The following is a 22,603-nucleotide window of genomic DNA, read 5'->3' as shown; positions in this document are numbered from 1 at the left end:
TATATCACCCCAATGCATATTCTAAATCTTCAATTAAATCATTAACATTCTCAATTCCAACAGAAAGTCTAAGAAGCGTTTTTGTTACCCCAAGCTTTTCTTTTATTTCATCTGGAACCTCTGCATGTGTTTGAGTTTGAGGATATGTAATCAAGCTTTCTACTCCCCCTAAGCTTTCAGCAAAAGTTATAACCTTTACTTTCTTTAATACCTTTGCTACATCCTCCACATCTTTAACTTTAAATGAAATCATTGCTCCAAAGCCAGTAGATTGTTTTTTAGATATTTCATATCCCTTAGATTCTGGGAGTCCCACATAAAATACCTCTTCTACCTTTGGATGCTTCTTTAAGAATTCAGCGATTTTTATTGCATTTTCTTGGCTTTTCTCCATTCTTATATGAAGAGTCTTAATACCTCTTAATAAAAGCCATGAATCAAATGGTGATAATGTTGCCCCAGTAGATTTATGATAAAATCTTAATTTTTCATCTATTTCCTCATCATTTGTTGCTATGAATCCTGCTAATGTATCATTGTGTCCTCCTAAAAATTTAGTTCCACTATGAACTACAATATCAGCACCTAAGCTTAATGGTTTTTGGAAATATGGTGTTAAAAACGTATTATCTACGATTACCTTAATTCCCTTTTCTTTTGCAATTTCAACTATAGCTTTTATATCAGCAACCTTCATCATAGGATTTGATGGAGTTTCAACAAAAATTGCTTTAGTATTTTCTTTAATATTATTTATTACATCATTTAGATCTGTAGTATCAACAAATGTATGTTGAATTCCAAAAGGTTCATAAATATCTCTAAATAATCTAAAGGTACCTCCATATAAATCATCTGAAACAATAATATGATCTCCTGCCTTAAACAAATTAATTATAGCTGTTATGGCTGCTACCCCTGTAGAAAAACCTATGCCCCATTTAGCTCCCTCTAACTTAGCAACCGTACTCTCTACTTCTTCTCTCGTAGGATTTTGAAGTCTAGAGTAATCATATCCAGTACTTTCATTTAAACCACCATGTTTGAAGGTAGCCGTTTGATAAATTGGAAAACTTATTGACCCTGTTAGTGGATCAAATCCTTTATCTCCATGTACTGCTGTCGTTTCAAATCTTAATACGTTTTTTTCACACTCTCCACACATATATAATGCCCCCTTAATATTTTTGGAAAATAAAAAATGCCAGAGAATAAACCCTGACATTGTGATAAACAGCAACAGAAATCTATTCTCATCTACCAGTTAATTAAAACTGCAGGAATTAGCACCAATACATAAGTTAAATGGAACCTACGCTGGTTGCTGGGCTTCATAGGGCCAGTCCCTCCACCTCTCGTGATAAGATTATAAAATTATTATTTAATTTATAAGTATTATATACACCTTTTGGTTTTTTTGTCAAACCTTTTTATGAAACTTAAGATATATATTTTAAATTTATTTCTAATATCCAAGTTCCTCATTTAAGAAAATCACATGGATTCTATCCTTATCCCCTTGGCTTTTTATCACTGTATATTCTCTACATATCCTATCTGGTGATTTACAATCCATGCAATAACCAACCCTAGTACAAGGAGTTGCTTTGTTAAGTCTCTTTGCATTTGCCGGAGCTGAAACTGCCCTATTTCTCTTTATTGCTTCATCTAAGTCCTTAACTATTTTATTAATTCCAGCTACTATTATTACCTTATCTGGTCCATATAATATAGCTGCTACTCTATTACCATTCCCATCAACGTTATATATTTCACCACTTTCAGTTATTGCATTAGAGCTAGCAAAATATGCATCACTAAAAAATGATTGTCTAAATATATTTTTTATTTCTTCTCCTGTTAAACCTTCTTCATATCTATCTAAAAAATCATATCTATTACTTCTTAAGTGTTCTATTACCCCTGTTTCAAAAAGTGTCATTGAACCACCACAAGCTACTTTAGAACCTTCTTTAACAAGTTCCTTGATTTTATCAATTAACTCATCCTTCGAATTTACAAGGTATCCGTTCATATTATTTTTATTTAGTGCATCTATTACTCTCTCAATTTTTTTCTCTTTAACATAAGCTATACTACTATCCATAACTATCCCCTCCTAAATAATATTATATCACCATAATAAATTAAAAAAAATTAGGAATCCCTTTAAAGGATTCCTAATTTATAATTATCTTTATGTTATTTTCCTGCTCCACAGCACTTCTTGTATTTCTTTCCGCTTCCGCATGGACAAGGATCATTTCTTCCAATTTTGTTTTCGTTTCTTACTGTTTTAGAATCTTTGTATTTTCTAGCTATTTCTTCTCTCTTTTCAACAGAGAAAATTCCATCCCATTGTGGTAACTCATACAAATACTCAGCCTTAGCATCTAACATATTAAAGTATAAGTTCTCAAAATCTATATCAAAAGTTAATTCTTCCTCTGCAGTAACTTTTTCTAAATCAAATGGAGTCTTTAAACTATCATTAACACCATCCACAAATCCCATTACAAACTCATTAGATGCATTAAATTCTTTAGCCAAAGCTTCTATGCTTATTTTGACTACTTCATTGTGGTTAGCTAGTAACTTTTTGTAAATTCTAGTTTCTATGTCACTATATTCTTCCCAAAAAGCTTCTTCTCCTCTTGTTTTAACATATTCTACAACCATGTCGGTCCATTGTTTGTAAAGACTCATTTTATCTTCTCCTCTTCTTTAATTATGTTTATTATAAGGCTTTTATGAACTTAATCAACTATTACGACCAAAACCCTATGAAAAATTATACTAAAGCTTATATGTAATAGCAAGTTATCCCTGTTTTTCCAAGGAATAGCTTGCATCTTTTTCACAAAAACTACATACTCCTTCTTGAACCTTCTCCAAGATTGGAAATGTTTCTTTCTCTACAATGAATTCATCTAAAGCTTCGTCTATATGTTCCTCACATGCTAATATTTTGTTATCCATATAGTTTTCTCTCCTTTTAGAATTCTATATAATTACTTGGTCTATGCCTTTCAGCAATTGCTACTCCAAGATCTACATTTACCTTAATATTGTTCTCATTAAGTACATTAATTACTGTTTGATATGCTAAATCAGGGTGATTATTTGTATTACTTAAGTGACCTAAAAATAAATTCTTAAGCTTTCCATTAGAAAATAAATCTACTATAGCTTTGCCACAATCTTCATTTGATAAATGGCCTATTTCACTTAAAATTCTTCTTTTTAGAACATAAGGATATGGTCCATACTTTAACATCTCAATATCATGATTGCTCTCTAGTAGTATTACCTCAGAGTCTCTTATATTATCCCTTATTTCCTCTGTAAATGTTCCAAAGTCAGTTGCCACACTAGCTTGCTTTCCTTTAGAAAAGAAGGTATATCCAACTGGTCCTGCTGCATCATGTGGAATATTAAATGATTTAACACTAATATCTTTTATTTCTACAGTAGTTCGCTTGTCCATCACTCTTATATTATGTTCTTTTATTTTTCCTAAACCTGATTCCATTGCACACCAAGTAGAATCATTTGCGTAGATTGGAATATCATATTTTCTAGATATTACTCCAACCCCTTTAATATGATCTGTATGCTCATGAGTTATAAATATCCCATCTAATTCTTTTGGATTTTGCCCTATGGATTCAAGAGCTTCATCTATCTTTTTTCCTGGAAGACCTGCATCTACCAAGATTTTTGCGTTCTCTGAACCAACGAAAATTGAGTTTCCGCTGCTCCCACTATATAGTGAACAAAAAATCATCTCTTGTTCCCCCAATTTTATTCAGTTTCTATTCTTGTTATTTGGGCTCCTAGTGCTTTAAACTTTTCTTCAATATGAGGATACCCTCTATCTATATGTTCTATACTTAATATTTCTGTTTTTCCTTCTGCTATAAGTCCTGCAATAACCATAGCTGCTCCTGCTCTAAGGTCTGTCGCTTTAGTTATAGCTCCAGTTAATTTCTTAACTCCATCTATAATTGCAGTTCTTCCTTCAACCTTTATGTTTGCTCCCATTTTCTTAAGCTCATCTATATGTTTATGTCTACTTTCCCATATAGATTCTGTAATAATACTTCTTCCGGCTACAGAACTTAATAAAGTTGACATTGGTTGCTGAACATCAGTTGGGAATCCTGGGTATGGTGCTGTTTTTATATTTACACCTTTTAATGCTCCCTCTACATAAACTCTTACTGAATCGTCACCCTCTTCTACCTTAGCGCCCATTTCAATAAGTTTTGCTGAAATAGACTCTAAGTGCTTAGGAATAACATTCTTAACTAATACATCTCCTCCTGTTGCAACAGCTGCAATCATAAATGTACCAGCTTCAATTTGGTCCGGTATAACACTATAGTTACATCCCTTAAGTGAGTCTACCCCCTTAATTCTTATAACATCTGTTCCCGCGCCCTTAACATCTGCTCCCATGGAGTTCAGAAAATTCGCCACATCAACAACATGTGGTTCCTTTGCAACATTTTCAAGCACAGTAGTTCCCTCTGCTAATGTTGCTGCTATCATAACATTAATAGTTGCTCCAACGCTTACAACATCAAAAAATACGTTGGCTCCTTTTAACTTTTCTGCCTTTACTCTAACTGCTCCATGCTCTATAGTTACGTCTGCACCTAATGCCTCAAATCCTTTTATATGTTGGTCAATTGGTCTTACTCCTATAGGGCATCCCCCTGGAAGGTCAACTTTTGCTTCCTTAAACCTAGCTAAAAGTGCACCAATAAAATAGTAAGAAGCTCTCATTCTCCTCACATCTTCTGTGCATGCATCTACGCTTGCAATTGTTGTTGCGTCTATTTCTAATGTATTTCTATCAATTTTATTTACAGAACAACCTAATCCCTTAAGTATTCTTTCTAAACAATGTACATCCTCTATGTCAGGTATATTATCGATTAAACATTTATTTTCACTAGCTAAAATGGCAGCTGGTAGAATGGCAACCGCAGCATTTTTGGCACCATTTATATCAACTTCTCCTTTTAAGGACCTGCCTCCCTCTATAACTAATCTTTCCATATATATTCACCCTTACTAAATTATTTATAATATAATTATAAAGTTCCCAAATTCAAAATAATTATCCATTTTTTCCATCAATTTCATATATTTAAGTAATTATTAATTATTTAGTGCTTATTTAAATATATCCATTAGTTTTCATTATAACATAAACAGAGAATATTTAAATAATTTTTTAGTGGTTTTTTTTAGTAATTTGTTGGGTTTAAGAACATTTTAGCAATATTTTATTTTTACGGAGGATATTTAATTAATATTAATAAAAATAAATTAATTGTCTTAATGACTTTTCATAACTATTCTAAACAGTAAAAAAATCGAACCATTAGGTTCGATTTTAATTATTAATAATTAGATTCAAAGCTTCCACAATCAGTGCATTCTGTTGTAGTGGCTTTCATTTCATGTTTTACTACTTGTATTTGATCTAAAGTGCAATAATCATCGTCTTTACAATGATATTTGCATTCCTCTACTGTACATCCAATGCTTTCATTATGATCCATTAGTTATTCCCTCCTTTCACTCAAAACTAGTATTGTTCTTAAGAAAATTTTTTATACTAGTTTTACTTTGTAAAAGTGTGATATAATCTATAGAAATGATGAAATTATTTACAATGAGTGAGGGTATAAAATGAGGTATTATCTAGTAGCATTATTTGATGATGAGTCATATAAACAAATTGAACCTATTCAAAAGAGTATTTCTAAGAAACATAGGTTATACAGAAATCTTCCTACGCTTCATATAACTTTGGAAATTATCGAAGACCCAAATATTGAAAAGTTAGATGCAGTTTTAACGAAAATTATAAATCCATATAAGAGATTTAAGGTAGAACTTAAGGATATAATTTGTTTTAATGAACCTCATAAATCTGTTAATCTTAAGGTGGAGAAAAAAGGATATATAAGTAGATTATCTAGAAACATAAATGATACACTAAAACTCCATGGTTTTAATGTTAGAGATAATATTGAATATTGGGATCTTCACGTATCCTTAGCAAATACAAACTTCGCTCAAAGAGAATGGAAAAAGAATGAGTATGAATTAGCTTGTAGTACTGCAAAGACTCAAGGGTTCTACGATATGGCTAAAATTGATAGAATTGAATTATGGAAGCCAGTAAATAATAAGAAAGAAATGGTTATAAAATCTTATAAATTGAAAAGTTACTAATATAAGTTTTTATAAATTCGAAAAAAATTTTTCTGAAAATTCCGTGTATTCGTTTTCCCCTTCTTTTCAATATTGAAAAGATTATGTACAATATAGAAAGCAGGTTTTGCTAAGTTGAAACGGGGGAGTAAATATTATGAATTTACAAAAGTTTTTTAATGCACAAGAAGAAGCAAATAATAAGTTAATAATAAATGAAAAGCTTAGTGATTATCAATTAACAGCTAGAAGATTCTTAGCTCTTCATACAAAAATCAGCGAATTAGCAAATGAAACTAAGTGCTTTAAGTTTTGGAAGGATTCCCAAGAAGAACTTATATCAAGAGAAAATGTTATGGTTAAATACATTAAATGTTTAAGTTGTATATTAAACATCGGTTTAGATAAAAAATATACCGATTTAGAAGATATAGAAATTAGACCTAATGATTATTGTTTAAGTGATCAGTTTTTAAATATTCTTATAGATCTTAACGACTTAATAATTTCTCCCTCACAAGATCACTATAAGACACTCCTTGAGGATTTTGTAAGTATTGGCATAAGTTTAGGCTACTCAGAAAAGATTATAGAAGATATGTTTTTTTCAGATATTTACAGCCTATCAAGATAGAATATACATATAATTTAATAAACAACTGAAGGCTAAGGAATATTAAAAGTTTTCCTTAGCCTTTTATATTTAGAGATTTTTTGTGGAATAATACTCTTGAGGTGATAAATCATATGGGAATAATTTTTTCTATAATTGCTGGTCTTGCAATGTCATTACAAGGAGTATTTAATACAAGGTTAAGTGAAAAGGTTGGTATTTGGGAAACAAATGTTTTTGTTCAAGGTTCTGCCTTTATTGTTACACTTATAATTACTTGGTTTTTCGGTAAAGGTGATTTTAAACAATTATTAAGTGCTAAAAAATTATATTTACTTGGAGGAATTTTAGGTGTAATTATTATTTTCACTGTAATGTATGGTATAAAAGATCTTGGAGCTACTTATGCCATAGGAATTATTCTAGTAGCTCAACTTACAGCTGCTGGTCTTATAGACGCCTTTGGAATTTTTGATACAACAAAAATAACCTTTGGTTTAAATGAGATCATTGGTGTTGTTCTAATGATTGTTGGAATAATAGTTTTTAAATGGAGGTTCTAAAAGTACAAAATGAGAGTATTATCAAATATTAAGTTCTTAACTACACTAACAATAAATAACATAAAAACTTACGGTAAACCCGCAGGTGTAGAGTTTAATGACCCAATTGAGAACAATTCTGTTTACTGGTATGGTCATGCTACAACAATAATAAATCTTGAGGGGAAACTAATACTTACAGATCCTGTTATTACTAATAATTTAGGATATTTTAAAAGGCAAGTTAAAATTCCAATGAACTTAAGGACTCTAAAGTTTGATTATATTCTTTTATCCCATGGTCATTCTGACCATATACATTTCTCATCACTCATGCAAATTAACAAAGATGCTAAGGTTATAGCTCCAAAGGGATATAAGAGATTCCTAAACCTTTTGGGCTTTAAAAATGTTTTTATATTAAATCATGGTAAGGTATATGATGATGACATAATAAAAGTTAAGTCCATAGAAGCAAAACATGACGGAAGAAGATATTATTTAGGAAAGCCAACTGAAAGTCATTCATTTTTAATTAAAGGAAAATATAAAAGTGTTTTTTTTGCAGGTGATACTGCATATACAGAAAACTTTAAAGGTATCAGTTGTGATATAGCTCTAATGCCCGTAGGATGTTATAAACCAGATAAGTTCTTAGCGATGCATTGTTCACCCTTAGAAAGTTACAAGATGTTTGAAATGATGGATTGTCCAATTATGCTTCCAATTCATTATAAGACCTTTATTTTATCCCTTGAAGACTTTAATGAAACTTTTACTTCATTAACTTCTATTGAAGATGAAAAAGTAGCTATTGCTAAAATAGGTCAAGTAGTTAAATTCTAGCTCCTTATTTATTATAGTGTCTAAATTAATATCATATATATATAATATAGAGAATTAATTTTTAGGAGTTAACTATGCTTTCCTCAAAAACCAAATTAGATTTTTCTCTCAAGAAAATAATTTCACTTAATTTATATAAAAAATTCAGAATAATCATAAAGTGCAAAAGTTTCCTTAAGGATATTGAACGGAAAGTCGTATCCTTTAATGGTACACATATTGGATCCTTCCCTGAATTAAACTTAATTTTTGCGGAAGTAAATAAGAGGGCCTTAGAAAGGTTATCTGAGTTTCCACAAATTGAAGTTATTTTTCTTGATGAATTCTGCCACTTATGTGGTGGACTTTCAACTATAAGTGCTAACAGAGTATCTTCAAGTACTAAGTATATGTTAACAGGTAGGGGAATCTCCATTGGAATAATAGATTCTGGTGTATACCCTCATGAAGATTTAGTTGTTCCTTCAAATAGAATTTCTGGTTTTTATGATTTTATTAATAAATATAGTTATCCTTATGATGATAATGGTCATGGGACAATGGTAGCCGGAATAATTTCTGGAAGTGGTCATTGTTCTAGAAGTTCTTTTAGAGGAATTGCCCCTGAATCTTCTATTTATGCCTATAAGGCTTTTGATTTAACTGGTAAAGGCTATATCTCAAACATATTTTTATCTATAAATACTATTATAACTACGAATGAAAAAACAAAAATTAAACTACTTTGTTTACCGTTCGAATACTTAGGAAATAGTCCATATATTCTTGATCTTTTCTCTGATGCTTTTAAGTTGCTAATTAATAACAATATTATTCCTATAGTTCCTTCTGGTAGTATGAAAAATGATTCATTATCAATTACAGGAATAGCTATGTTAAAAAATTGTATAACTGTTGGAGGTTTAGATACAACTAATGAGCCTAAGCCATATGAATATTCCTCCTGTGGTTTCTCGGGTAATATTCAAAAACCAGATTTATCTGCTGCCGCTAAAAATATAGTTTCTTTAAATACTCATAAGTACTATATTCCAGAAAGAAATGGTGTTAAGATATATGCTCCTAAATTAAATAAATCTTATGAAACCTTTAGTGGTACTTCGTGCTCTTGCGCCTATATAACTGGATTATGTGCAATTATTTTTGAAAACAATCCAAGCCTAGGCTTTAAGGATTTAGTTTCAATATTAAAATTATCCTGTGAGTCTATTGATTATGATAAAAATTTATATGGTGAAGGTTACGTAAATTTATCAAAACTATTTTAATAAACTTACTTGAGAAAAAGAGAGCTTTATTTTTACAATAAAGCTCTCTTTTTTTACTTAACGTATTTAATTGGGTTTATAGCCTCCCCATTTACTCTTAACTCAAAATGTAAATGCGGTCCAGTGCTTCTTCCTGTTGTTCCTATTCTTCCGATAAGATCTCCTTTTTTAATCTTTTCTCCAGCACTCACAAGAATTTTACTACAGTGTCCATAAACAGTTTCTACACCTTTTCCATGGTCTATCACTATCATCTTTCCGTATATACTATTGTATCCAGTATCAGCTACAGTTCCATCAAATGCAGCTTCAATAGGATCTCCTGTATTTCCAGCAATGTCTATTCCATGATGTTTAGAACCCCACCTAGCTCCATAACTTGAAGTTATGCCTCCTCTTGATGGGGGATCTAAAAATGCTACTCCACTAGAAATAGGGTCTTTTGCTCCTTTGTATATAATACTATCTGTTGCCTTTGTTATTACTTTTTCAGAAATTCTCTGCTCACTAATAACTACCCCATTTTCATAGGTTAAATCCCTTAAAACTTCTTTTGTCCCTGCTTTACCTTGAACTGTGTTGCTTTCCCCCCAATATAAATCTTTTGTTGAAACAATTTTAGTTGATGGTGGTATTTCTTCATTTACAATATTTTTTACAACTATATCTATTTTTATTAATGGATTACTTGATTTTTTATTTTCATTGTATATATTACTTGCAATAATTTCTATTGGCTCAATTTTTGATATATTTATTGTTTCATCTTCTAATTTTATATTTCCTGAAACATCAACTTTCTTTACTTCATCTCTACATATCCCATTCTCTTTTATATATGCACTAGCAAGTTCCTCAAATACTTGTTTTTTTTCCTTATCAGATGAAACATATCCTAAAGTCCTATCCCCTAAAATTAACTTTTTAGCTTTTACGCTTCCCTGCAAACTTTTGAGTATATTTTCCTTAACCTCAATATTATTAGAAAATTCAACATCTTTATTCCAACTACTTTTAAAAACCACACTAGTCTTATCTATATCCGCTTCTTCATATTTATTCTTTAAATAACTTAACACTTCTTTATATTCTTTTTTTATTTCTTTTTTATTATTTGTATAAGTAATAAATCTATCATTTATATAAACTTCATAATATCTTCTTTCATCATATATTCTATTTGAATATGTAACAAGCAGCAAAAATAGTGCTGCTAGAACTATTATCTTTTTATCTTTAGTTACTTTATTACAAAATATCTCTATATTAATTTTTCTTGATAACTTTCTCAGGCTACACTTCATTGTTAATCCTCTTTAAAACTTTATTTTTTAAACACAAATATTACTGTTCCCAAAATTTAAAATACTATACCACCAATTATTCTATTGTTAACTTTATATAATGCAAGAGTCATATTACATCTCATGGTCCAACTCTTAGACGTTTCAACTAAGAGTTGGACAGTGACATGTAAATTCCTTAATGCATTATATATATAATAAATTGAAAATTGTATTAAGCATCTCTGTTTGTTATAATATCCTTACACTTAGAAATAATTATATTTTATATACTAATTGTGTAAGTATATAAATTTTAGTGAAAGGTAGATAGCCTATGAGTACATTTATGTTAAAAAACTCACCTGTTTCTTTCACTCCTGTAAATAATATATTTATTGAAAAATATATGCCTAAAGCACGCGGCGAGTTTGTTAAGGTATATATTTTAATGCTTAAATATATTTTGTCTGGAGAATTAGGTGTTAGTTCCTCAATTATTGCTACAAAGCTTAACCTTTTAGAATCTGATGTGATGAATGCCTTATATTATTGGCAGGAAGAAGGTCTACTAAAGCTTATACCAATAGATAAAATGAATAACTTCAATTTAGAATTTACTAGTTTTGCAGAAGAAAATGAAGAAGCTTCTAATAGTATAAGTCTTCTAGATGCACTAAATACTGATTCTACTAAGGATATGTTAAAAGATATCGAAAGACTTATTGCAAGACCCCTATCCCCTAAAGAAATGACTTCTTATTTAAGTTGGCAAAAAGATTTTGGTTTTACTTCTGAGTTAATATTGTTATTAATTGAATATTGCGTTTCAAAAGGGAAAAGAGATGCCCGCTACATAGAAAAAGTTGCCTTAGCATGGAATGATAATAATATAAAGACTATAGAGGATGCTCAAAACTATATTAAAAAATCTGAAGATAAGTGGGTAAAAATAAAAAATATACTTTCTTATCTAGGAATTAAGAACTCTGAAATTATGAAACCTCAAGAGGAACTTTTAGATAAATGGATTTCTAAATACAATTTCTCACTAGACATAATATATAAAGCATGTAACATATGCTTTGAGAGATTAAATCGTGCAGATTTTAAATATATTGATGGAATATTATCTAAATGGCATGCAGACAACTTAAAGACCCTTGATTCTATTGCAGAAAAAGAAGCTGCTTATAGAGCTAAAAATACAAAAAACACATATCAACCTAAAGAAAAAGAAAAATCTAAGCTTAGATTCGATAACTTCGAGGGAAGAAATTATGATTATGATTCTTTAGAAAAAAAATTATTAGGATGGGATAATGATGATTAAAGGTTATAAAGCTGAAGTTTTAAGTCTTTATGAACAAATTAGAGAAAATGAAGCAAAAGCGTTAAAAACTAGAAAACAAGAAATAGAAAGACTTTATCCTGAAATAATTGAATTAGATCAGGAAATAGGAAAACAATCTTTGTACTTATCAAGAAGTATATTGAAAGCCGGTAATAATTCAGAAGCTTTAGTTTTAGAAATTAAAAATAAAATTATGGATCTAAGGGCAAGAAAATACGAATTATTAGTTTCTAAAGGGTATCCACAAGACTACTTAAATATTCATTATCACTGTAATATTTGTAAGGATACTGGTTACGTAGGAGTAGATCCTTGTTCATGTTATAATGCAAAGTTAGTTCAAGTGTATTATAAAAATTCTCAATTATCTGAAGCTGTAAAAAAGAATAATTTTGATAATTGGGATATCTCATTATATTCATCTCATAAATCAGATACTGAGAAATACTCTCCTAGAAAGAATATAGAAACTATTTATCAATATGTTTTAAAAGAGTACATTCCAAATTTTAAAAATCATAATGAAAATTTATTATTCTTTGGTGGCCCTGGTACGGGAAAAACTTTTTTATCTGATTCTATAGCTAAAGATTTGTTAGACAGTGGTTATTTAGTTCTCTATAGAACTTCTGACGAGCTTATTAAGAACTTCAGAGAAATAAAATTTGATAATAATCGTGACTTAGAAGAACTTCTGATTAACTGTGATTTGCTTATTATAGATGATTTAGGGGCAGAACAGATAACTGAGTTTACCATAACTGAATTATTTAATCTTTTAAATGCTAAATTATTAAAAAATAAGAAGATGCTTATTTCAACTAATCTTTCTCTTATTGATTTAGCAAAGAGTTATACTGAAAGAATTAGTTCAAGATTAATTGGAAACTTTAGACTATGCAAGTTTTATGGAGACGATATACGTGTTAAGCTTAACTTATTAAAACCAAATAGAGGTTAGAGTCTTATTAATTTAAGGCTCTATTTTTTTATATAAACTTTAAAATATTATAAAAAGCAAAAAAGTCTTAGTAATACTAAGACTTTTTCTTTGGCGACTCAGAAGGGGCTCGAACCCTCGACCTCCGGCGTGACAGGCCGGCACTCTAACCAACTGAGCTACTGAGCCATATTAAGTTTAATTGGTGGGCACAACAGGGATCGAACCTGTGACCCCCTGCTTGTAAGGCAGGTGCTCTCCCAGCTGAGCTATGCGCCCATATAATAAATCTGAGATAAAATGGTGACTCCTAGGGGAATCGAACCCCTGTTACCACCGTGAAAGGGTGGTGTCTTAACCGCTTGACCAAGGAGCCATATTAAATTGGAGCTGGCAATAGGAATCGAACCTACAACCTGCTGATTACAAGTCAGCTGCTCTACCGTTGAGCCATGCCAGCAAATAATTTTTTGTTTTATTAAATTAAATGGCGACTCAGAAGGGGCTCGAACCCTCGACCTCCGGCGTGACAGGCCGGCACTCTAACCAACTGAGCTACTGAGCCGTATTAAATTTATGGTGGGCACAACAGGGATCGAACCTGTGACCCCCTGCTTGTAAGGCAGGTGCTCTCCCAGCTGAGCTATGCGCCCATAAATAAACATGGGATAAAATGGTGACTCCTAGGGGAATCGAACCCCTGTTACCACCGTGAAAGGGTGGTGTCTTAACCGCTTGACCAAGGAGCCATATTAAGTTTACTTTTGGTTGAGTTTTAATTGGCGACTCAGAAGGGGCTCGAACCCTCGACCTCCGGCGTGACAGGCCGGCACTCTAACCAACTGAGCTACTGAGCCGTATGAATTTATGGTGGGCACAACAGGGATCGAACCTGTGACCCCCTGCTTGTAAGGCAGGTGCTCTCCCAGCTGAGCTATGCGCCCATAAATAATTCATGGGATAAAATGGTGACTCCTAGGGGAATCGAACCCCTGTTACCACCGTGAAAGGGTGGTGTCTTAACCGCTTGACCAAGGAGCCATGAATAACAACAACCTTATTCGGTGATTACTCTCGGAGCAACCCGACAAAGAATATAATACCGAAATTTAATAATAGTGTCAACACTTTTTTTATTTTTTTTAATAATCCACCTAATTTTACTCTTATTTATAGATTATTTAAGTTATATTTTACAAGAAAAGACCATCCTTTACAAGATAGTCTTTCAAATAAATATAACTATTTGTATTAAATTACCTATCTTTATGGTTTTTTGAATTTGCATAATGGCCTATCTTTTCGCCATTTTCAACTCCAATATCTGCTCCACCCTTAGGAAACATTTTTCTAAGTTCTGCATTAGATTTTTCTCTGTCTCTAATTCTATTTTTATTGTCATCCATATGTAAGTCTCCTTCCTCTATCCAAGAGCAATTAATGCACATCCTTCAATAGCTACTATATCATTTTCTTTGCAGTAATCTAATATTTCTCTACTTTCTGCTCCTGGTTGAATTAAAATATATTTTATGTTTAAAGTTTTTGCTTCTTCAATAAATTTTATTCCACTAATAGGATTTATACATAAGTCTATAACATCAATTTTATATGGAACTTCTTTTAATGTTTTATAGGTTCCGTCTCCTTTAGGATGTACTCCTTCTACATTAAAATCTCTTGACTTTAATTTTTTTAGTATCTTGGCGGCGTATTTACTTTCATTTGTAACATCCCCCACTACAACCCAATTTTTAAAACTCAATAATTCAGTAGCATTCATTTTCTCTACCTCCTTTTGTTACATATAGTTAAAATCTACTATATAAATTAATTATATACCTTTTTTCTTTTCTTTGCATATTCACTTTTCTCCCCTAGTTATATTATTTCAATAATGATACAATTTATTTATTCTAATTAATCAAAATGTTAAAAGGAGAGTTTGATATGATACATCATGAATTATTAATAGTTGGTGGTGGTGCTTCTGGTTTACTTGCAGCTATTTATGCAAAAGACTTAGGAATTGACGTTGCAATTTTAGAAGCTGGAGATAGAGTTGGTAGAAAAATTTTAACAACTGGAAATGGACGTTGCAATATCTCTAACTCAACAATAACTTCTCCTTTCAAAGGATTTCACAGTTCAAATGAGAAATTTCCTATAACTACATTAGAAAATTTTTCAGTAAATGATACTATAGATTTTTTTTCATTTTTAGGTCTTCCTATTGTGGAACTTGAAAACGGAAAATTATATCCCAAATCATTACAAGCCTCTTCAGTTGTTGATGTTTTGAGGTTAGCCTTAGAAGATCGTAGTATTCCTGTTTATAATTCTTGTAAGGTAAAATCTATCCACAAGAATAAAAAATTTATTTTATCCACAAGCAATGAAGAATTCGACTCCTTCTCCTGTGGAAAATTAATTTTAGCCTGTGGAGGAAAATCTGCTGAAAAAACTGGTTCTGATGGCTCTGGATATTCCTTATCTAGAGATCTTGGTCATAAAGTTATTACTCCTTTACCTGGAATAGTGCAGCTTAAATTAGATTATCCTTATTTAAAAGCCCTATCGGGAATTAAATTTGACGGCTTAGCTTCTATTTCAATAGATGGAAAAGTTCATAGAAAGGAATTAGGAGAGCTATTATTTACTGACTATGGAATATCCGGTCCACCCATTCTGCAGCTGTCTGCACTAGCTTCTAGAGCTATTTATGAAGGCAAATCTGTTGATATCTTAATTGATATGAATCCGGAAGCTTCTCATACAGATGTGGATAATTTCCTACAAGGCCATTTAAGTATTTTTTCACACAGGAAAATTTCTGATGCTCTTATAGGAATTGTTAACAAAAAACTAATTCCTACTTTACTTAAAGAAGCTTCTGTTGATAACTTTCATAAGCCGGCTTGGGAATTATCATGGCAGGAAAAATCCAAACTTATTTCTCTAATGAAGGAATGGAAATTTAAATGTATTGGAACAAATGGATTCAATAATGCACAGGTAACTATAGGTGGTGTAGATACTCGTGATGTTAATGAGGAATCCTTGGAATCTAAATTGGTTTCTGGATTATATTTTATAGGTGAGATCTTAGATGTTCATGGAGACTGTGGAGGATATAATCTTCAATGGGCTTGGAGTTCCTCTCATAAAGCAATAAACTCTATTCTTAAAGCAAATAACCCTGAGGCATAATGCCTCAGGGTTATTTCACTATATCTTCTTCCATAGACTTGTTAAGGATGTTATATCATTTCCTTCATCATCTTTAATTAAGTGTACAATTTTAATCTTATTTCCTTCTTGCTCTTCAGTTGCACACATAGTTCTTACCATATGTCCATAAGTAATTTCCTTTATAAATACTATGTTAATGTCTTCTAATGTGTAGTTAGTAATTATTTCTTGAGGAACAACTTCTAATGCCCATTCCACATATCTCGTGTTATTAACGTGTTTATTTGAATCTATATCACTATATCTAACATAAAATTCTTTTGAATATTGAGCCTCCTCAAGCTTATCAGGTTCATTCATAGGAATAGTCTCTTCTATATCACCACTACAGCCATAAGCTTCATATAGGTCTTTTGGAATTCTAGATGGCCTTCTCCTACTAATGTCTATTAAAAAAAATAAACTCATACCCTCAGCTATTAAGTTATCTTTTTCATCATATAAAAAATACTCTCTATAGGCATAGAACTTTTTAAACCCTGTTGGAATAGTTTTTATCTTAATATTTTCACCAAAACCAGGATACCGATATATTTTAAGATTGTATTTATAAAACACCCAAGTTAAGTTCTTCTCTAGTAACTTATCTACCCCTACTTCTAATCTTTCGGATTGCTGCATTCCTATATCACACAAAAAATCAAAAATAGAAGTTATTTTACATTTTAGTCCTACATCTAAATTATAATAATTTATTGGATATATATATTCAAAACTCTTCCCCATCTCTTACCTCCACAATAAATACTTATACAATATATTCTATCACTTAATATATAAAACTCAAAAATTTAAAGGGTTGTAAAAAGTCATTATTCATACTTTCTACAACCCTTTCCTACTCTTTTAAGTAAAAATTTATTTATTTAATGCAGTCATTAATTCTGTCAAATTTAATCCGTGTACGATAGCAGCTTCTTCTAATGTTTCTGATTGAGCTGATGGGCATCCAACACATCCCATACCAAAGCTCATTAATATTTCTGCCTTTTCAGGATTAGTTCTAACTACTTCTCCGATTGTCATTTCCTTTGTTATCATCCTTACCACCCTCGCTAAAATAGATTCGTTGCTGTTCCCAACAAAGAAATTATATTATTATGTTAAAACAAAGTCAAGTATTTTAGTCGGATTTAATTTTGTTAAATTTTCGAAACATAATTTTCTCTCTTTGAGTAAAAATAACCATAATAAAAATATTAAGGAGATCATTATGGAAAAGAAGAGTTTACTATATAACTTATTAATATTAAATCTATTTTTAATCTTTATATTATTATTGTCAAGATCCACTATTTTAATAACTTTTATTAAAAAAGCTTCTAAGGTAATTATATTACCTATAGTTATTGCTTTATTCCTATATTATCTTATAAATCCCTTAAAAAGATTATTCGTTAAAAAAGGACTCTCATTAAAATTATCAGTTTTTTTATCACTAATAATTTCATCCTTAATTTTATATGTTTTTTTCTTTATAATTATTTCAAATCTTGTTGAGCAAAAAGATTATTTTATTTATAGAGTTTCTTTATTAATTACTCAATATAAAGACGGAAACTTCAATTATATTAAAGATCTACTTTCAAACTACATTGATTTTAATGCTATTAAAGATTATTTTATGAGCCAAGGACAAAATTATATATCAAGAATAATTTCTATTCTGAGAGCTTTATTTGATTTCGGATGGAATCTTTTTTCTAATGTAATTTTAGTTTTATTAATCGTTTATCATCTATTAAATGGTGATACAAAATTTAAAAAGTACTTATTATCCTTACCTTTTGTAAGAAAGCATAAAAGAGCTAATTATATTATTGAAGAAGGTGATACTGTTCTTTCTAAGTACATAACTGGGCAGGCAACAGTGGCTTTTTTTCTTGCCCTTTCAGTTTTTATAGGTTATTTAGCTATAGGTTTTCCTGGGAAATTATTTTTATCGTTACTAACCTTTATACTCGCCTTCATACCTTTTTTGGGGTTTTTTATATCCATGATTATTCCATATATAATTGCTTTGACTATGGGGCTTCCAATGGTTATAAAACTTACTCTGGTTTTTATGATAGCACAAACTATTAAAGGTAGGTTTATTGTTCCTTTAGTTATGTCAAAAGCAATGAAAATACACCCTCTTACTGACATATTCCTAGTAATAGCTGCAGCTACTATATTTGGGATTGCTGGTGCATTTCTTGTAGTGCCAGTATACTCTATACTTAAAATTGTTTGGAGCAGTCGTAATATTGAATTGCAATAAAAAAAGAGGGGTATACCCTCTTTTTTGTTATTAAAGCTTATTTTACTCTTATAGTTTGATCTCTCTTAGGTCCAACTGATACTATATCAATTTTTACACCTGTAATTTCTTCTATTCTTCTTAAATATACCTTTGCATTTTCCGGTAACTCATCATAGCTTCTTGCTTCTTCTATGCTTTCATCCCAGCCATCAAATTCTTCATAAACTGGTTCACATTTAGCTAAATCTTCAAGAGATGCAGGGAAATAATCTATTACCTTATCCTCAAACTTATATCCTACACACATCTTAATTTTATCTAATCCTGCAAGAGTATCTATTTTAGTAACTACAAGAGATGTTAATCCACATACTCTAACAGTAGTTTTTAATATAACTAAGTCTAACCATCCACATCTTCTAGATCTTCCAGTAGTAACGCCATATTCATGCCCTTTTTGTCTTATCCATTCACCAGTCTCATTTTCTAACTCTGTTGGGAATGGTCCCTTACCAACTCTTGTAGTATATGCTTTTGCAATTCCTAAAGCATTTTGGATCATATTAGGGCCAATTCCTACTCCACTTGCAACTCCACATGAAGTTGTATTTGATGAAGTAACATATGGATAAGTTCCGTGGTCTATATCAAGAAGCATTCCTTGAGCTCCCTCAAAAAGAACATTCTTATCTTTTTTAATTTCATCATATACTCTAACTGAAGTATCTTGAACGAATGGTCTTAATCTTTCAGCTAATTTTGAGTATAGATCATATATTTCATCAAATGATAGCTCTTCGCCACCTAAAACCTTAGTAATATATGGGTTCTTAAGGTTTAAGTTTTCAGCTAACTTTTCTTTAAATACATCTTCATGAAGAAGATCACATATTCTAATTCCACTTCTCTCATATTTATCAGTATAGCAAGGTCCAATACCCTTACCAGTTGTTCCTATATCATTCTTTCCTCTAGCTTTTTCTTTAAGTTTATCTAAAACTTTATGATAAGGCATTATTAAATGTGCTCTATCACTAATTGCTAGCTTCTCTGGAGTTACCTTAACTCCTAAACCTTCTAAATAATCTATTTCTTCAAATAATGCAACTGGGTCAACAACAACTCCATTTGCAATTACATTTAATTTATCATCATATAATATTCCTGAAGGGATTAAATGAAGCTTATATTCTTTATCTCCAACGACTACTGTATGTCCTGCGTTGTTTCCACCTTGGAATCTAACTACTACATCTGCCTCTTCTGCTAGGTAATCTGTCATCTTACCTTTTCCTTCGTCTCCCCATTGGGCTCCTAATACAACAAATGCTGACATATTATTTCCTCCTCAAATATGCTAATAAAAATTAGCTTGTTATTAAGTATTTTGAGTGTTTATTGCTTATAAATTCACTAAATTTTATTGGTGGATTTTTATAAGTAATTAAACTTTATCCCCTATACAATACTACCAAAGTAAGTTATCAAGGTCAACAAATTAGCGAATATTTATTTATAAAAATTTTTAAAAATTCGTGTATTTTTCCATTATGTATCAAATATCTTTGAAATACTTAGCATAATCACCTTAATTTGCTTTCATTGTATTTTATAATTTTCGTATATTTGATTATAATTATAAATAAGTCATTAATAGGGTTTTTTATATAAAACTTAATAATTATTAGTTGTACTTAAAACCCTATAACTAAAATTAATCGTGAGGTGTTTTAATGGATATATATCAAGAATCACTAAAATTCCATGAAATGAAAAAAGGTAAGATAGAAGTAATTTCTAGAGTAGAAGTTAAAGATTCTATGGATTTAAGCTTAGCTTACACTCCAGGAGTTGCTGAACCTTGTAAAGAAATACATAAGGATCCTGAAAAAGCATATTTGTACACTCGTAAATGGAATACAGTTGCCGTAATCTCAGATGGTACTGCTGTATTAGGATTAGGCGATATTGGACCATTAGCATCTCTTCCTGTTATGGAAGGGAAAAGTGTTCTGTTTAAAGAATTTGGAGATGTAGATGCTTTTCCTATTGTTCTAGATACCAAAAACGTCGAAGAAATTGTTGAAACAGTTATTAGAATATCACCTTCCTTAGGAGGCATAAATCTTGAAGATATATCTGCTCCAAGATGTTTTGAAATAGAAAGCAAGCTTAAAGAAAAACTCGATATCCCTGTGTTTCACGATGACCAGCATGGTACTGCTATTGTTGTACTTTCAGGCATCATTAATGCATTAAAACTTGTAAATAAAGATATTGATAAAATAAAAGTAGTCGTAAATGGCGCTGGTTCTGCTGGGACTGCCATTGCTAAATTGTTACTTTCCATGGGTGTTAAGGATATGATAGTTTGCGATAAAGTTGGAATTCTTTATGATGGTATAGAAGAAGTGGATGATGCAAAAAAAGCCTTAGCTAAAATAACTAATTTCTCAAAGATGAAGGGAACACTAGATGATGCCTTAGTAAATGCTGATGTATTTATTGGTGTTTCTGCACCAGGAATACTAAAACCAGAAATGGTAAAAAAGATGAATAAAGATTCTATTGTTTTTGCAATGGCAAATCCTGTTCCTGAAATTTTCCCTGAAGATGCTAAAAAAGCAGGAGTAAAAGTAATTGGCACTGGTCGTTCCGATTTTCCAAACCAGGTAAATAATGTTCTAGCCTTCCCTGGAATATTTAGAGGGGCTTTAGACGTTAGGGCTAAAGAAATAAATGAAGAAATGAAAATAGCCGCAGCTTATGCTATCGCAAATTCAATTTCTAGTGAAGAATTAACTGAGGATTATATTATACCAAAATCTTTTAATAGAGATGTTCAAAATAAGGTGGCTGAAGCTGTAAGAAATGCAGCTATTAAAACTGGGGTTGCAAGAATATAGTTTAAAAAGTCATAAGAGTAAAAAAATAAAGCAATTTATTAATTGCTTTATTTTTTATTTTTAATCTTTTTTCTTAGATTTAAATATACCAGGTTGACGACCTGTATTTCCTGTAAAGTTAAATCCAGTTGTCGAGCTAGATGATTCATTAGTTTTATCAAATATCTTTTGATTCTCTGCAATTTGTCCTTGAGAATCTGGATTTTTATTTTTTCCCATTTCCATCACTCCTCACGATATATTCTTTATTATTTTTTGCTCAATAAGAGATTATATACTTATAGAAAATTTCATGAATTAGGTTAATAACGGAAAAAAACCTAGGTCTGCCCATGACCTAGGTTTTTAGAACAAAAGTAAATATTAAGAGGAGTCTTACTTTGTTATATTAATGTGTGTTGCTATTGTAAAGTCAAGAATAATCGTTGGTTTCTCAACTGTTGATAATGATTATCACTATCCTTGAGTTAAGTATATAATAGTTTTGCACTGCTGTCAACAAATTTTAATATATATTTTTATAATTAATTTTATATGGATTTTTTATAGAAAACTTAGTTTATTCTTGTTTCAATAAGTTATTAGTTAAACTAAAATCCTATTATGATTGCTAATATTATTCTCTCTTCTTAAGTTTTATATACTGTCCCAAAAATCTAATAGTATAGGTTGGACTATTTTTACATAAGATATGTATAGAACTTTAGAAGGGAGGTTTTTATTATGAATCTACCTATTATAAAGTCTCCAATTTCATTAAGCTCAAAAGAGTTTTTTGAATATATTTGGGAAAAGTCTTTTCAAGATAATAAAAATAAAATAAAGGCAAATAATACATTTTTCAAACCTTACATATTAGAACTAGATAATGAAGTAATTATCTATGCTGATATTCCTGAGGTACTAGAGGAAGATATAACCATAAGTTACGAACACTTTTTTTTAATTATAAGTATAAAAAATCTAAACATTACTAATAATGATTTTAATATTACTTCTACTAAAGCATCATGTGAAGTAAGAAGAATTTTCTACATACCTTATATCGACATTGATACGCTTAGTCTAAATGTTGAAAATGGAGAATTAGCTTTAAGTATAAAAAAATGTATATAATCAA

25 protein-coding genes, 10 tRNA genes and 1 riboswitch are annotated in these 22,603 nt (G+C 30.6%); of the genes, 11 read left to right on the top strand and 24 right to left on the bottom strand.

The genetic code is table 11. The features are described 5' to 3' along the window. Nucleotides 1-4: 4 nt before the first annotated feature. The 7 genes from PTZ02_RS18730 to PTZ02_RS18700 all read right to left on the bottom strand — a co-directional run bounded on the left by PTZ02_RS18730 (nucleotide 5) and on the right by PTZ02_RS18700 (nucleotide 5,576). Nucleotides 5-1,165 carry a trans-sulfuration enzyme family protein gene (locus PTZ02_RS18730; RefSeq protein WP_274229265.1) on the bottom strand — a complete coding sequence of 387 codons (1,161 nt, stop codon included), beginning with the start codon at nucleotides 1,163-1,165 and terminating at the stop codon, nucleotides 5-7. 85 nt (nucleotides 1,166-1,250) lie between these two features. Further along, a riboswitch (SAM riboswitch) is annotated at nucleotides 1,251-1,367 on the bottom strand. A gap of 98 nt (nucleotides 1,368-1,465) precedes the next feature. After that, nucleotides 1,466-2,107, bottom strand: a complete 642-nt coding sequence (locus PTZ02_RS18725; RefSeq protein WP_274229264.1) for a lactate utilization protein — start codon at nucleotides 2,105-2,107, stop codon at nucleotides 1,466-1,468. A 95-nt stretch (nucleotides 2,108-2,202) separates the two neighbouring features. Then, the gene (locus PTZ02_RS18720) at nucleotides 2,203-2,706 is read right to left on the bottom strand and encodes an SEC-C metal-binding domain-containing protein (protein WP_274229263.1); all 504 of its coding nucleotides are present in this window, start codon (nucleotides 2,704-2,706) and stop codon (nucleotides 2,203-2,205) included. 114 nt (nucleotides 2,707-2,820) lie between these two features. Beyond that, the gene (locus PTZ02_RS18715; RefSeq protein WP_274229262.1) at nucleotides 2,821-2,979 is read right to left on the bottom strand and encodes a CxxH/CxxC protein; all 159 of its coding nucleotides are present in this window, start codon (nucleotides 2,977-2,979) and stop codon (nucleotides 2,821-2,823) included. Between the two features lie 16 nt (nucleotides 2,980-2,995). Beyond that, entirely contained in the window at nucleotides 2,996-3,787 is a 792-nt protein-coding gene (locus tag PTZ02_RS18710) for an MBL fold metallo-hydrolase (protein ID WP_274229261.1), read from the bottom strand. A gap of 17 nt (nucleotides 3,788-3,804) precedes the next feature. Further along, nucleotides 3,805-5,067 carry a UDP-N-acetylglucosamine 1-carboxyvinyltransferase gene (locus tag PTZ02_RS18705; protein ID WP_274229260.1) on the bottom strand — a complete coding sequence of 421 codons (1,263 nt, stop codon included), beginning with the start codon at nucleotides 5,065-5,067 and terminating at the stop codon, nucleotides 3,805-3,807. Between the two features lie 347 nt (nucleotides 5,068-5,414). Next, nucleotides 5,415-5,576 carry a DUF1540 domain-containing protein gene (locus PTZ02_RS18700; RefSeq protein ID WP_274229259.1) on the bottom strand — a complete coding sequence of 54 codons (162 nt, stop codon included), beginning with the start codon at nucleotides 5,574-5,576 and terminating at the stop codon, nucleotides 5,415-5,417. Nucleotides 5,577-5,706: 130 nt separating this feature from the next. On the opposite strand from PTZ02_RS18700, the gene PTZ02_RS18695 reads away from it, so the two are divergent. The 5 genes from PTZ02_RS18695 (at nucleotide 5,707) to PTZ02_RS18675 (ending at nucleotide 9,503) form a co-directional block, all read left to right on the top strand. Then, entirely contained in the window at nucleotides 5,707-6,255 is a 549-nt protein-coding gene (locus tag PTZ02_RS18695) for a 2'-5' RNA ligase family protein (protein ID WP_274229258.1), read from the top strand. A 136-nt stretch (nucleotides 6,256-6,391) separates the two neighbouring features. Next, nucleotides 6,392-6,868, top strand: coding sequence for a dUTP diphosphatase (locus tag PTZ02_RS18690; protein ID WP_274229257.1), 477 nt, complete (start codon nucleotides 6,392-6,394; stop codon nucleotides 6,866-6,868). A gap of 113 nt (nucleotides 6,869-6,981) precedes the next feature. Then, nucleotides 6,982-7,410 carry a DMT family transporter gene (locus PTZ02_RS18685; protein WP_274229256.1) on the top strand — a complete coding sequence of 143 codons (429 nt, stop codon included), beginning with the start codon at nucleotides 6,982-6,984 and terminating at the stop codon, nucleotides 7,408-7,410. 9 nt (nucleotides 7,411-7,419) lie between these two features. Further along, nucleotides 7,420-8,235 carry an MBL fold metallo-hydrolase gene (locus PTZ02_RS18680; RefSeq protein ID WP_274229255.1) on the top strand — a complete coding sequence of 272 codons (816 nt, stop codon included), beginning with the start codon at nucleotides 7,420-7,422 and terminating at the stop codon, nucleotides 8,233-8,235. A gap of 74 nt (nucleotides 8,236-8,309) precedes the next feature. Further along, entirely contained in the window at nucleotides 8,310-9,503 is a 1,194-nt protein-coding gene (locus PTZ02_RS18675) for a S8 family serine peptidase (protein ID WP_274229254.1), read from the top strand. Between the two features lie 53 nt (nucleotides 9,504-9,556). Here the strand turns inward: PTZ02_RS18675 and PTZ02_RS18670 are convergent, their stop codons facing one another. Continuing rightward, nucleotides 9,557-10,807, bottom strand: a complete 1,251-nt coding sequence (locus tag PTZ02_RS18670) for a peptidoglycan DD-metalloendopeptidase family protein (protein ID WP_274229253.1) — start codon at nucleotides 10,805-10,807, stop codon at nucleotides 9,557-9,559. Between the two features lie 316 nt (nucleotides 10,808-11,123). On the opposite strand from PTZ02_RS18670, the gene PTZ02_RS18665 reads away from it, so the two are divergent. Beyond that, complete coding sequence (locus PTZ02_RS18665) at nucleotides 11,124-12,119, top strand: DnaD domain protein (RefSeq protein ID WP_274229252.1); 996 nt, start codon at nucleotides 11,124-11,126, stop codon at nucleotides 12,117-12,119. Continuing rightward, on the top strand, nucleotides 12,112-13,101 hold the full coding sequence (locus PTZ02_RS18660; RefSeq protein WP_274229251.1) for an ATP-binding protein: 990 nt from the start codon (nucleotides 12,112-12,114) through the stop codon (nucleotides 13,099-13,101). Before PTZ02_RS18665 ends, PTZ02_RS18660 begins: the two co-directional genes overlap by 8 nt. 91 nt (nucleotides 13,102-13,192) lie before the next feature. On the opposite strand, the gene PTZ02_RS18655 is transcribed toward PTZ02_RS18660, so the two are convergent. From PTZ02_RS18655 to PTZ02_RS18600, 12 genes are all read right to left on the bottom strand, one after another. Further along, a tRNA-Asp gene (locus PTZ02_RS18655) sits at nucleotides 13,193-13,269 on the bottom strand. A 14-nt stretch (nucleotides 13,270-13,283) separates the two neighbouring features. Next, nucleotides 13,284-13,359, bottom strand: a tRNA-Val gene (locus tag PTZ02_RS18650). Nucleotides 13,360-13,381: 22 nt separating this feature from the next. Further along, a tRNA-Glu gene (locus PTZ02_RS18645) sits at nucleotides 13,382-13,456 on the bottom strand. Nucleotides 13,457-13,465: 9 nt separating this feature from the next. Then, nucleotides 13,466-13,540 (bottom strand) — tRNA-Thr (locus PTZ02_RS18640). 28 nt (nucleotides 13,541-13,568) lie between these two features. Then, nucleotides 13,569-13,645: transfer RNA gene (locus PTZ02_RS18635), tRNA-Asp, on the bottom strand. Between the two features lie 12 nt (nucleotides 13,646-13,657). Then, nucleotides 13,658-13,733 (bottom strand) — tRNA-Val (locus PTZ02_RS18630). Nucleotides 13,734-13,754: 21 nt separating this feature from the next. After that, a tRNA-Glu gene (locus tag PTZ02_RS18625) sits at nucleotides 13,755-13,829 on the bottom strand. A 31-nt stretch (nucleotides 13,830-13,860) separates the two neighbouring features. Further along, nucleotides 13,861-13,937 (bottom strand) — tRNA-Asp (locus tag PTZ02_RS18620). An 11-nt stretch (nucleotides 13,938-13,948) separates the two neighbouring features. Continuing rightward, a tRNA-Val gene (locus PTZ02_RS18615) sits at nucleotides 13,949-14,024 on the bottom strand. Between the two features lie 22 nt (nucleotides 14,025-14,046). Next, a tRNA-Glu gene (locus PTZ02_RS18610) sits at nucleotides 14,047-14,121 on the bottom strand. A 215-nt stretch (nucleotides 14,122-14,336) separates the two neighbouring features. Beyond that, nucleotides 14,337-14,486 carry a hypothetical protein gene (locus PTZ02_RS18605; RefSeq protein WP_274229250.1) on the bottom strand — a complete coding sequence of 50 codons (150 nt, stop codon included), beginning with the start codon at nucleotides 14,484-14,486 and terminating at the stop codon, nucleotides 14,337-14,339. Between the two features lie 17 nt (nucleotides 14,487-14,503). Beyond that, nucleotides 14,504-14,863, bottom strand: coding sequence for a CoA-binding protein (locus tag PTZ02_RS18600; RefSeq protein WP_274229249.1), 360 nt, complete (start codon nucleotides 14,861-14,863; stop codon nucleotides 14,504-14,506). A gap of 167 nt (nucleotides 14,864-15,030) precedes the next feature. Between PTZ02_RS18600 and PTZ02_RS18595 the strand changes: the two genes are divergently transcribed. Next, nucleotides 15,031-16,290, top strand: coding sequence for an NAD(P)/FAD-dependent oxidoreductase (locus PTZ02_RS18595; RefSeq protein ID WP_274229248.1), 1,260 nt, complete (start codon nucleotides 15,031-15,033; stop codon nucleotides 16,288-16,290). Between the two features lie 18 nt (nucleotides 16,291-16,308). On the opposite strand, the gene PTZ02_RS18590 is transcribed toward PTZ02_RS18595, so the two are convergent. Together PTZ02_RS18590 and PTZ02_RS18585 are read right to left on the bottom strand one after the other, a co-directional pair. Next, the gene (locus PTZ02_RS18590; RefSeq protein ID WP_274229247.1) at nucleotides 16,309-17,058 is read right to left on the bottom strand and encodes an acyl-[acyl-carrier-protein] thioesterase; all 750 of its coding nucleotides are present in this window, start codon (nucleotides 17,056-17,058) and stop codon (nucleotides 16,309-16,311) included. A gap of 132 nt (nucleotides 17,059-17,190) precedes the next feature. Beyond that, nucleotides 17,191-17,373 (bottom strand): DUF1858 domain-containing protein, encoded by a 183-nt coding sequence (locus PTZ02_RS18585; RefSeq protein WP_274229246.1) that lies wholly within the window; start codon nucleotides 17,371-17,373, stop codon nucleotides 17,191-17,193. Nucleotides 17,374-17,545: 172 nt separating this feature from the next. Between PTZ02_RS18585 and PTZ02_RS18580 the strand changes: the two genes are divergently transcribed. Continuing rightward, a complete protein-coding gene (locus tag PTZ02_RS18580) occupies nucleotides 17,546-18,595 on the top strand; it encodes an AI-2E family transporter (RefSeq protein WP_274229245.1) in 1,050 nt (349 codons plus the stop codon). A gap of 37 nt (nucleotides 18,596-18,632) precedes the next feature. Here PTZ02_RS18580 and PTZ02_RS18575 read toward each other — a convergent pair whose 3' ends face one another. Next, nucleotides 18,633-19,913: an adenylosuccinate synthase gene (locus PTZ02_RS18575; protein ID WP_274229244.1), complete on the bottom strand. Its 1,281-nt coding sequence runs from the start codon at nucleotides 19,911-19,913 to the stop codon at nucleotides 18,633-18,635. Nucleotides 19,914-20,310: 397 nt separating this feature from the next. On the opposite strand from PTZ02_RS18575, the gene PTZ02_RS18570 reads away from it, so the two are divergent. Beyond that, nucleotides 20,311-21,483 (top strand): NAD(P)-dependent malic enzyme, encoded by a 1,173-nt coding sequence (locus PTZ02_RS18570; protein WP_274229243.1) that lies wholly within the window; start codon nucleotides 20,311-20,313, stop codon nucleotides 21,481-21,483. 60 nt (nucleotides 21,484-21,543) lie between these two features. On the opposite strand, the gene PTZ02_RS18565 is transcribed toward PTZ02_RS18570, so the two are convergent. Further along, nucleotides 21,544-21,702, bottom strand: coding sequence for a hypothetical protein (locus PTZ02_RS18565; RefSeq protein ID WP_274229242.1), 159 nt, complete (start codon nucleotides 21,700-21,702; stop codon nucleotides 21,544-21,546). Nucleotides 21,703-22,206: 504 nt separating this feature from the next. Between PTZ02_RS18565 and PTZ02_RS18560 the strand changes: the two genes are divergently transcribed. Further along, nucleotides 22,207-22,599, top strand: coding sequence for a hypothetical protein (locus PTZ02_RS18560; RefSeq protein WP_274229241.1), 393 nt, complete (start codon nucleotides 22,207-22,209; stop codon nucleotides 22,597-22,599). Nucleotides 22,600-22,603: the final 4 nt, after the last annotated feature.

The sequence above is a fragment of the Clostridium sp. 'White wine YQ' genome (genome assembly GCF_028728205.1).
Classification (GTDB): domain Bacteria; phylum Bacillota; class Clostridia; order Clostridiales; family Clostridiaceae; genus Clostridium_T.
The sequence above is the reverse complement of the archived record's forward strand: the minus strand, read 5'-3'. Positions and strand labels throughout refer to the sequence as shown.

Coding starts and splice junctions, on each gene's coding strand:
- PTZ02_RS18730 (WP_274229265.1), bottom strand. CDS start 1,165: ATGTGTGGAGAGTGTGAAAAAAACGTATTAAGATTTGAAACGACAGCA.
- PTZ02_RS18725 (WP_274229264.1), bottom strand. CDS start 2,107: ATGGATAGTAGTATAGCTTATGTTAAAGAGAAAAAAATTGAGAGAGTA.
- PTZ02_RS18720 (WP_274229263.1), bottom strand. CDS start 2,706: ATGAGTCTTTACAAACAATGGACCGACATGGTTGTAGAATATGTTAAA.
- PTZ02_RS18715 (WP_274229262.1), bottom strand. CDS start 2,979: ATGGATAACAAAATATTAGCATGTGAGGAACATATAGACGAAGCTTTA.
- PTZ02_RS18710 (WP_274229261.1), bottom strand. CDS start 3,787: ATGATTTTTTGTTCACTATATAGTGGGAGCAGCGGAAACTCAATTTTC.
- PTZ02_RS18705 (WP_274229260.1), bottom strand. CDS start 5,067: ATGGAAAGATTAGTTATAGAGGGAGGCAGGTCCTTAAAAGGAGAAGTT.
- PTZ02_RS18700 (WP_274229259.1), bottom strand. CDS start 5,576: ATGGATCATAATGAAAGCATTGGATGTACAGTAGAGGAATGCAAATAT.
- PTZ02_RS18695 (WP_274229258.1), top strand. CDS start 5,707: ATGAGGTATTATCTAGTAGCATTATTTGATGATGAGTCATATAAACAA.
- PTZ02_RS18690 (WP_274229257.1), top strand. CDS start 6,392: ATGAATTTACAAAAGTTTTTTAATGCACAAGAAGAAGCAAATAATAAG.
- PTZ02_RS18685 (WP_274229256.1), top strand. CDS start 6,982: ATGGGAATAATTTTTTCTATAATTGCTGGTCTTGCAATGTCATTACAA.
- PTZ02_RS18680 (WP_274229255.1), top strand. CDS start 7,420: ATGAGAGTATTATCAAATATTAAGTTCTTAACTACACTAACAATAAAT.
- PTZ02_RS18675 (WP_274229254.1), top strand. CDS start 8,310: ATGCTTTCCTCAAAAACCAAATTAGATTTTTCTCTCAAGAAAATAATT.
- PTZ02_RS18670 (WP_274229253.1), bottom strand. CDS start 10,807: ATGAAGTGTAGCCTGAGAAAGTTATCAAGAAAAATTAATATAGAGATA.
- PTZ02_RS18665 (WP_274229252.1), top strand. CDS start 11,124: ATGAGTACATTTATGTTAAAAAACTCACCTGTTTCTTTCACTCCTGTA.
- PTZ02_RS18660 (WP_274229251.1), top strand. CDS start 12,112: ATGATTAAAGGTTATAAAGCTGAAGTTTTAAGTCTTTATGAACAAATT.
- PTZ02_RS18605 (WP_274229250.1), bottom strand. CDS start 14,486: ATGGATGACAATAAAAATAGAATTAGAGACAGAGAAAAATCTAATGCA.
- PTZ02_RS18600 (WP_274229249.1), bottom strand. CDS start 14,863: ATGAATGCTACTGAATTATTGAGTTTTAAAAATTGGGTTGTAGTGGGG.
- PTZ02_RS18595 (WP_274229248.1), top strand. CDS start 15,031: ATGATACATCATGAATTATTAATAGTTGGTGGTGGTGCTTCTGGTTTA.
- PTZ02_RS18590 (WP_274229247.1), bottom strand. CDS start 17,058: ATGGGGAAGAGTTTTGAATATATATATCCAATAAATTATTATAATTTA.
- PTZ02_RS18585 (WP_274229246.1), bottom strand. CDS start 17,373: ATGATAACAAAGGAAATGACAATCGGAGAAGTAGTTAGAACTAATCCT.
- PTZ02_RS18580 (WP_274229245.1), top strand. CDS start 17,546: ATGGAAAAGAAGAGTTTACTATATAACTTATTAATATTAAATCTATTT.
- PTZ02_RS18575 (WP_274229244.1), bottom strand. CDS start 19,913: ATGTCAGCATTTGTTGTATTAGGAGCCCAATGGGGAGACGAAGGAAAA.
- PTZ02_RS18570 (WP_274229243.1), top strand. CDS start 20,311: ATGGATATATATCAAGAATCACTAAAATTCCATGAAATGAAAAAAGGT.
- PTZ02_RS18565 (WP_274229242.1), bottom strand. CDS start 21,702: ATGGGAAAAAATAAAAATCCAGATTCTCAAGGACAAATTGCAGAGAAT.
- PTZ02_RS18560 (WP_274229241.1), top strand. CDS start 22,207: ATGAATCTACCTATTATAAAGTCTCCAATTTCATTAAGCTCAAAAGAG.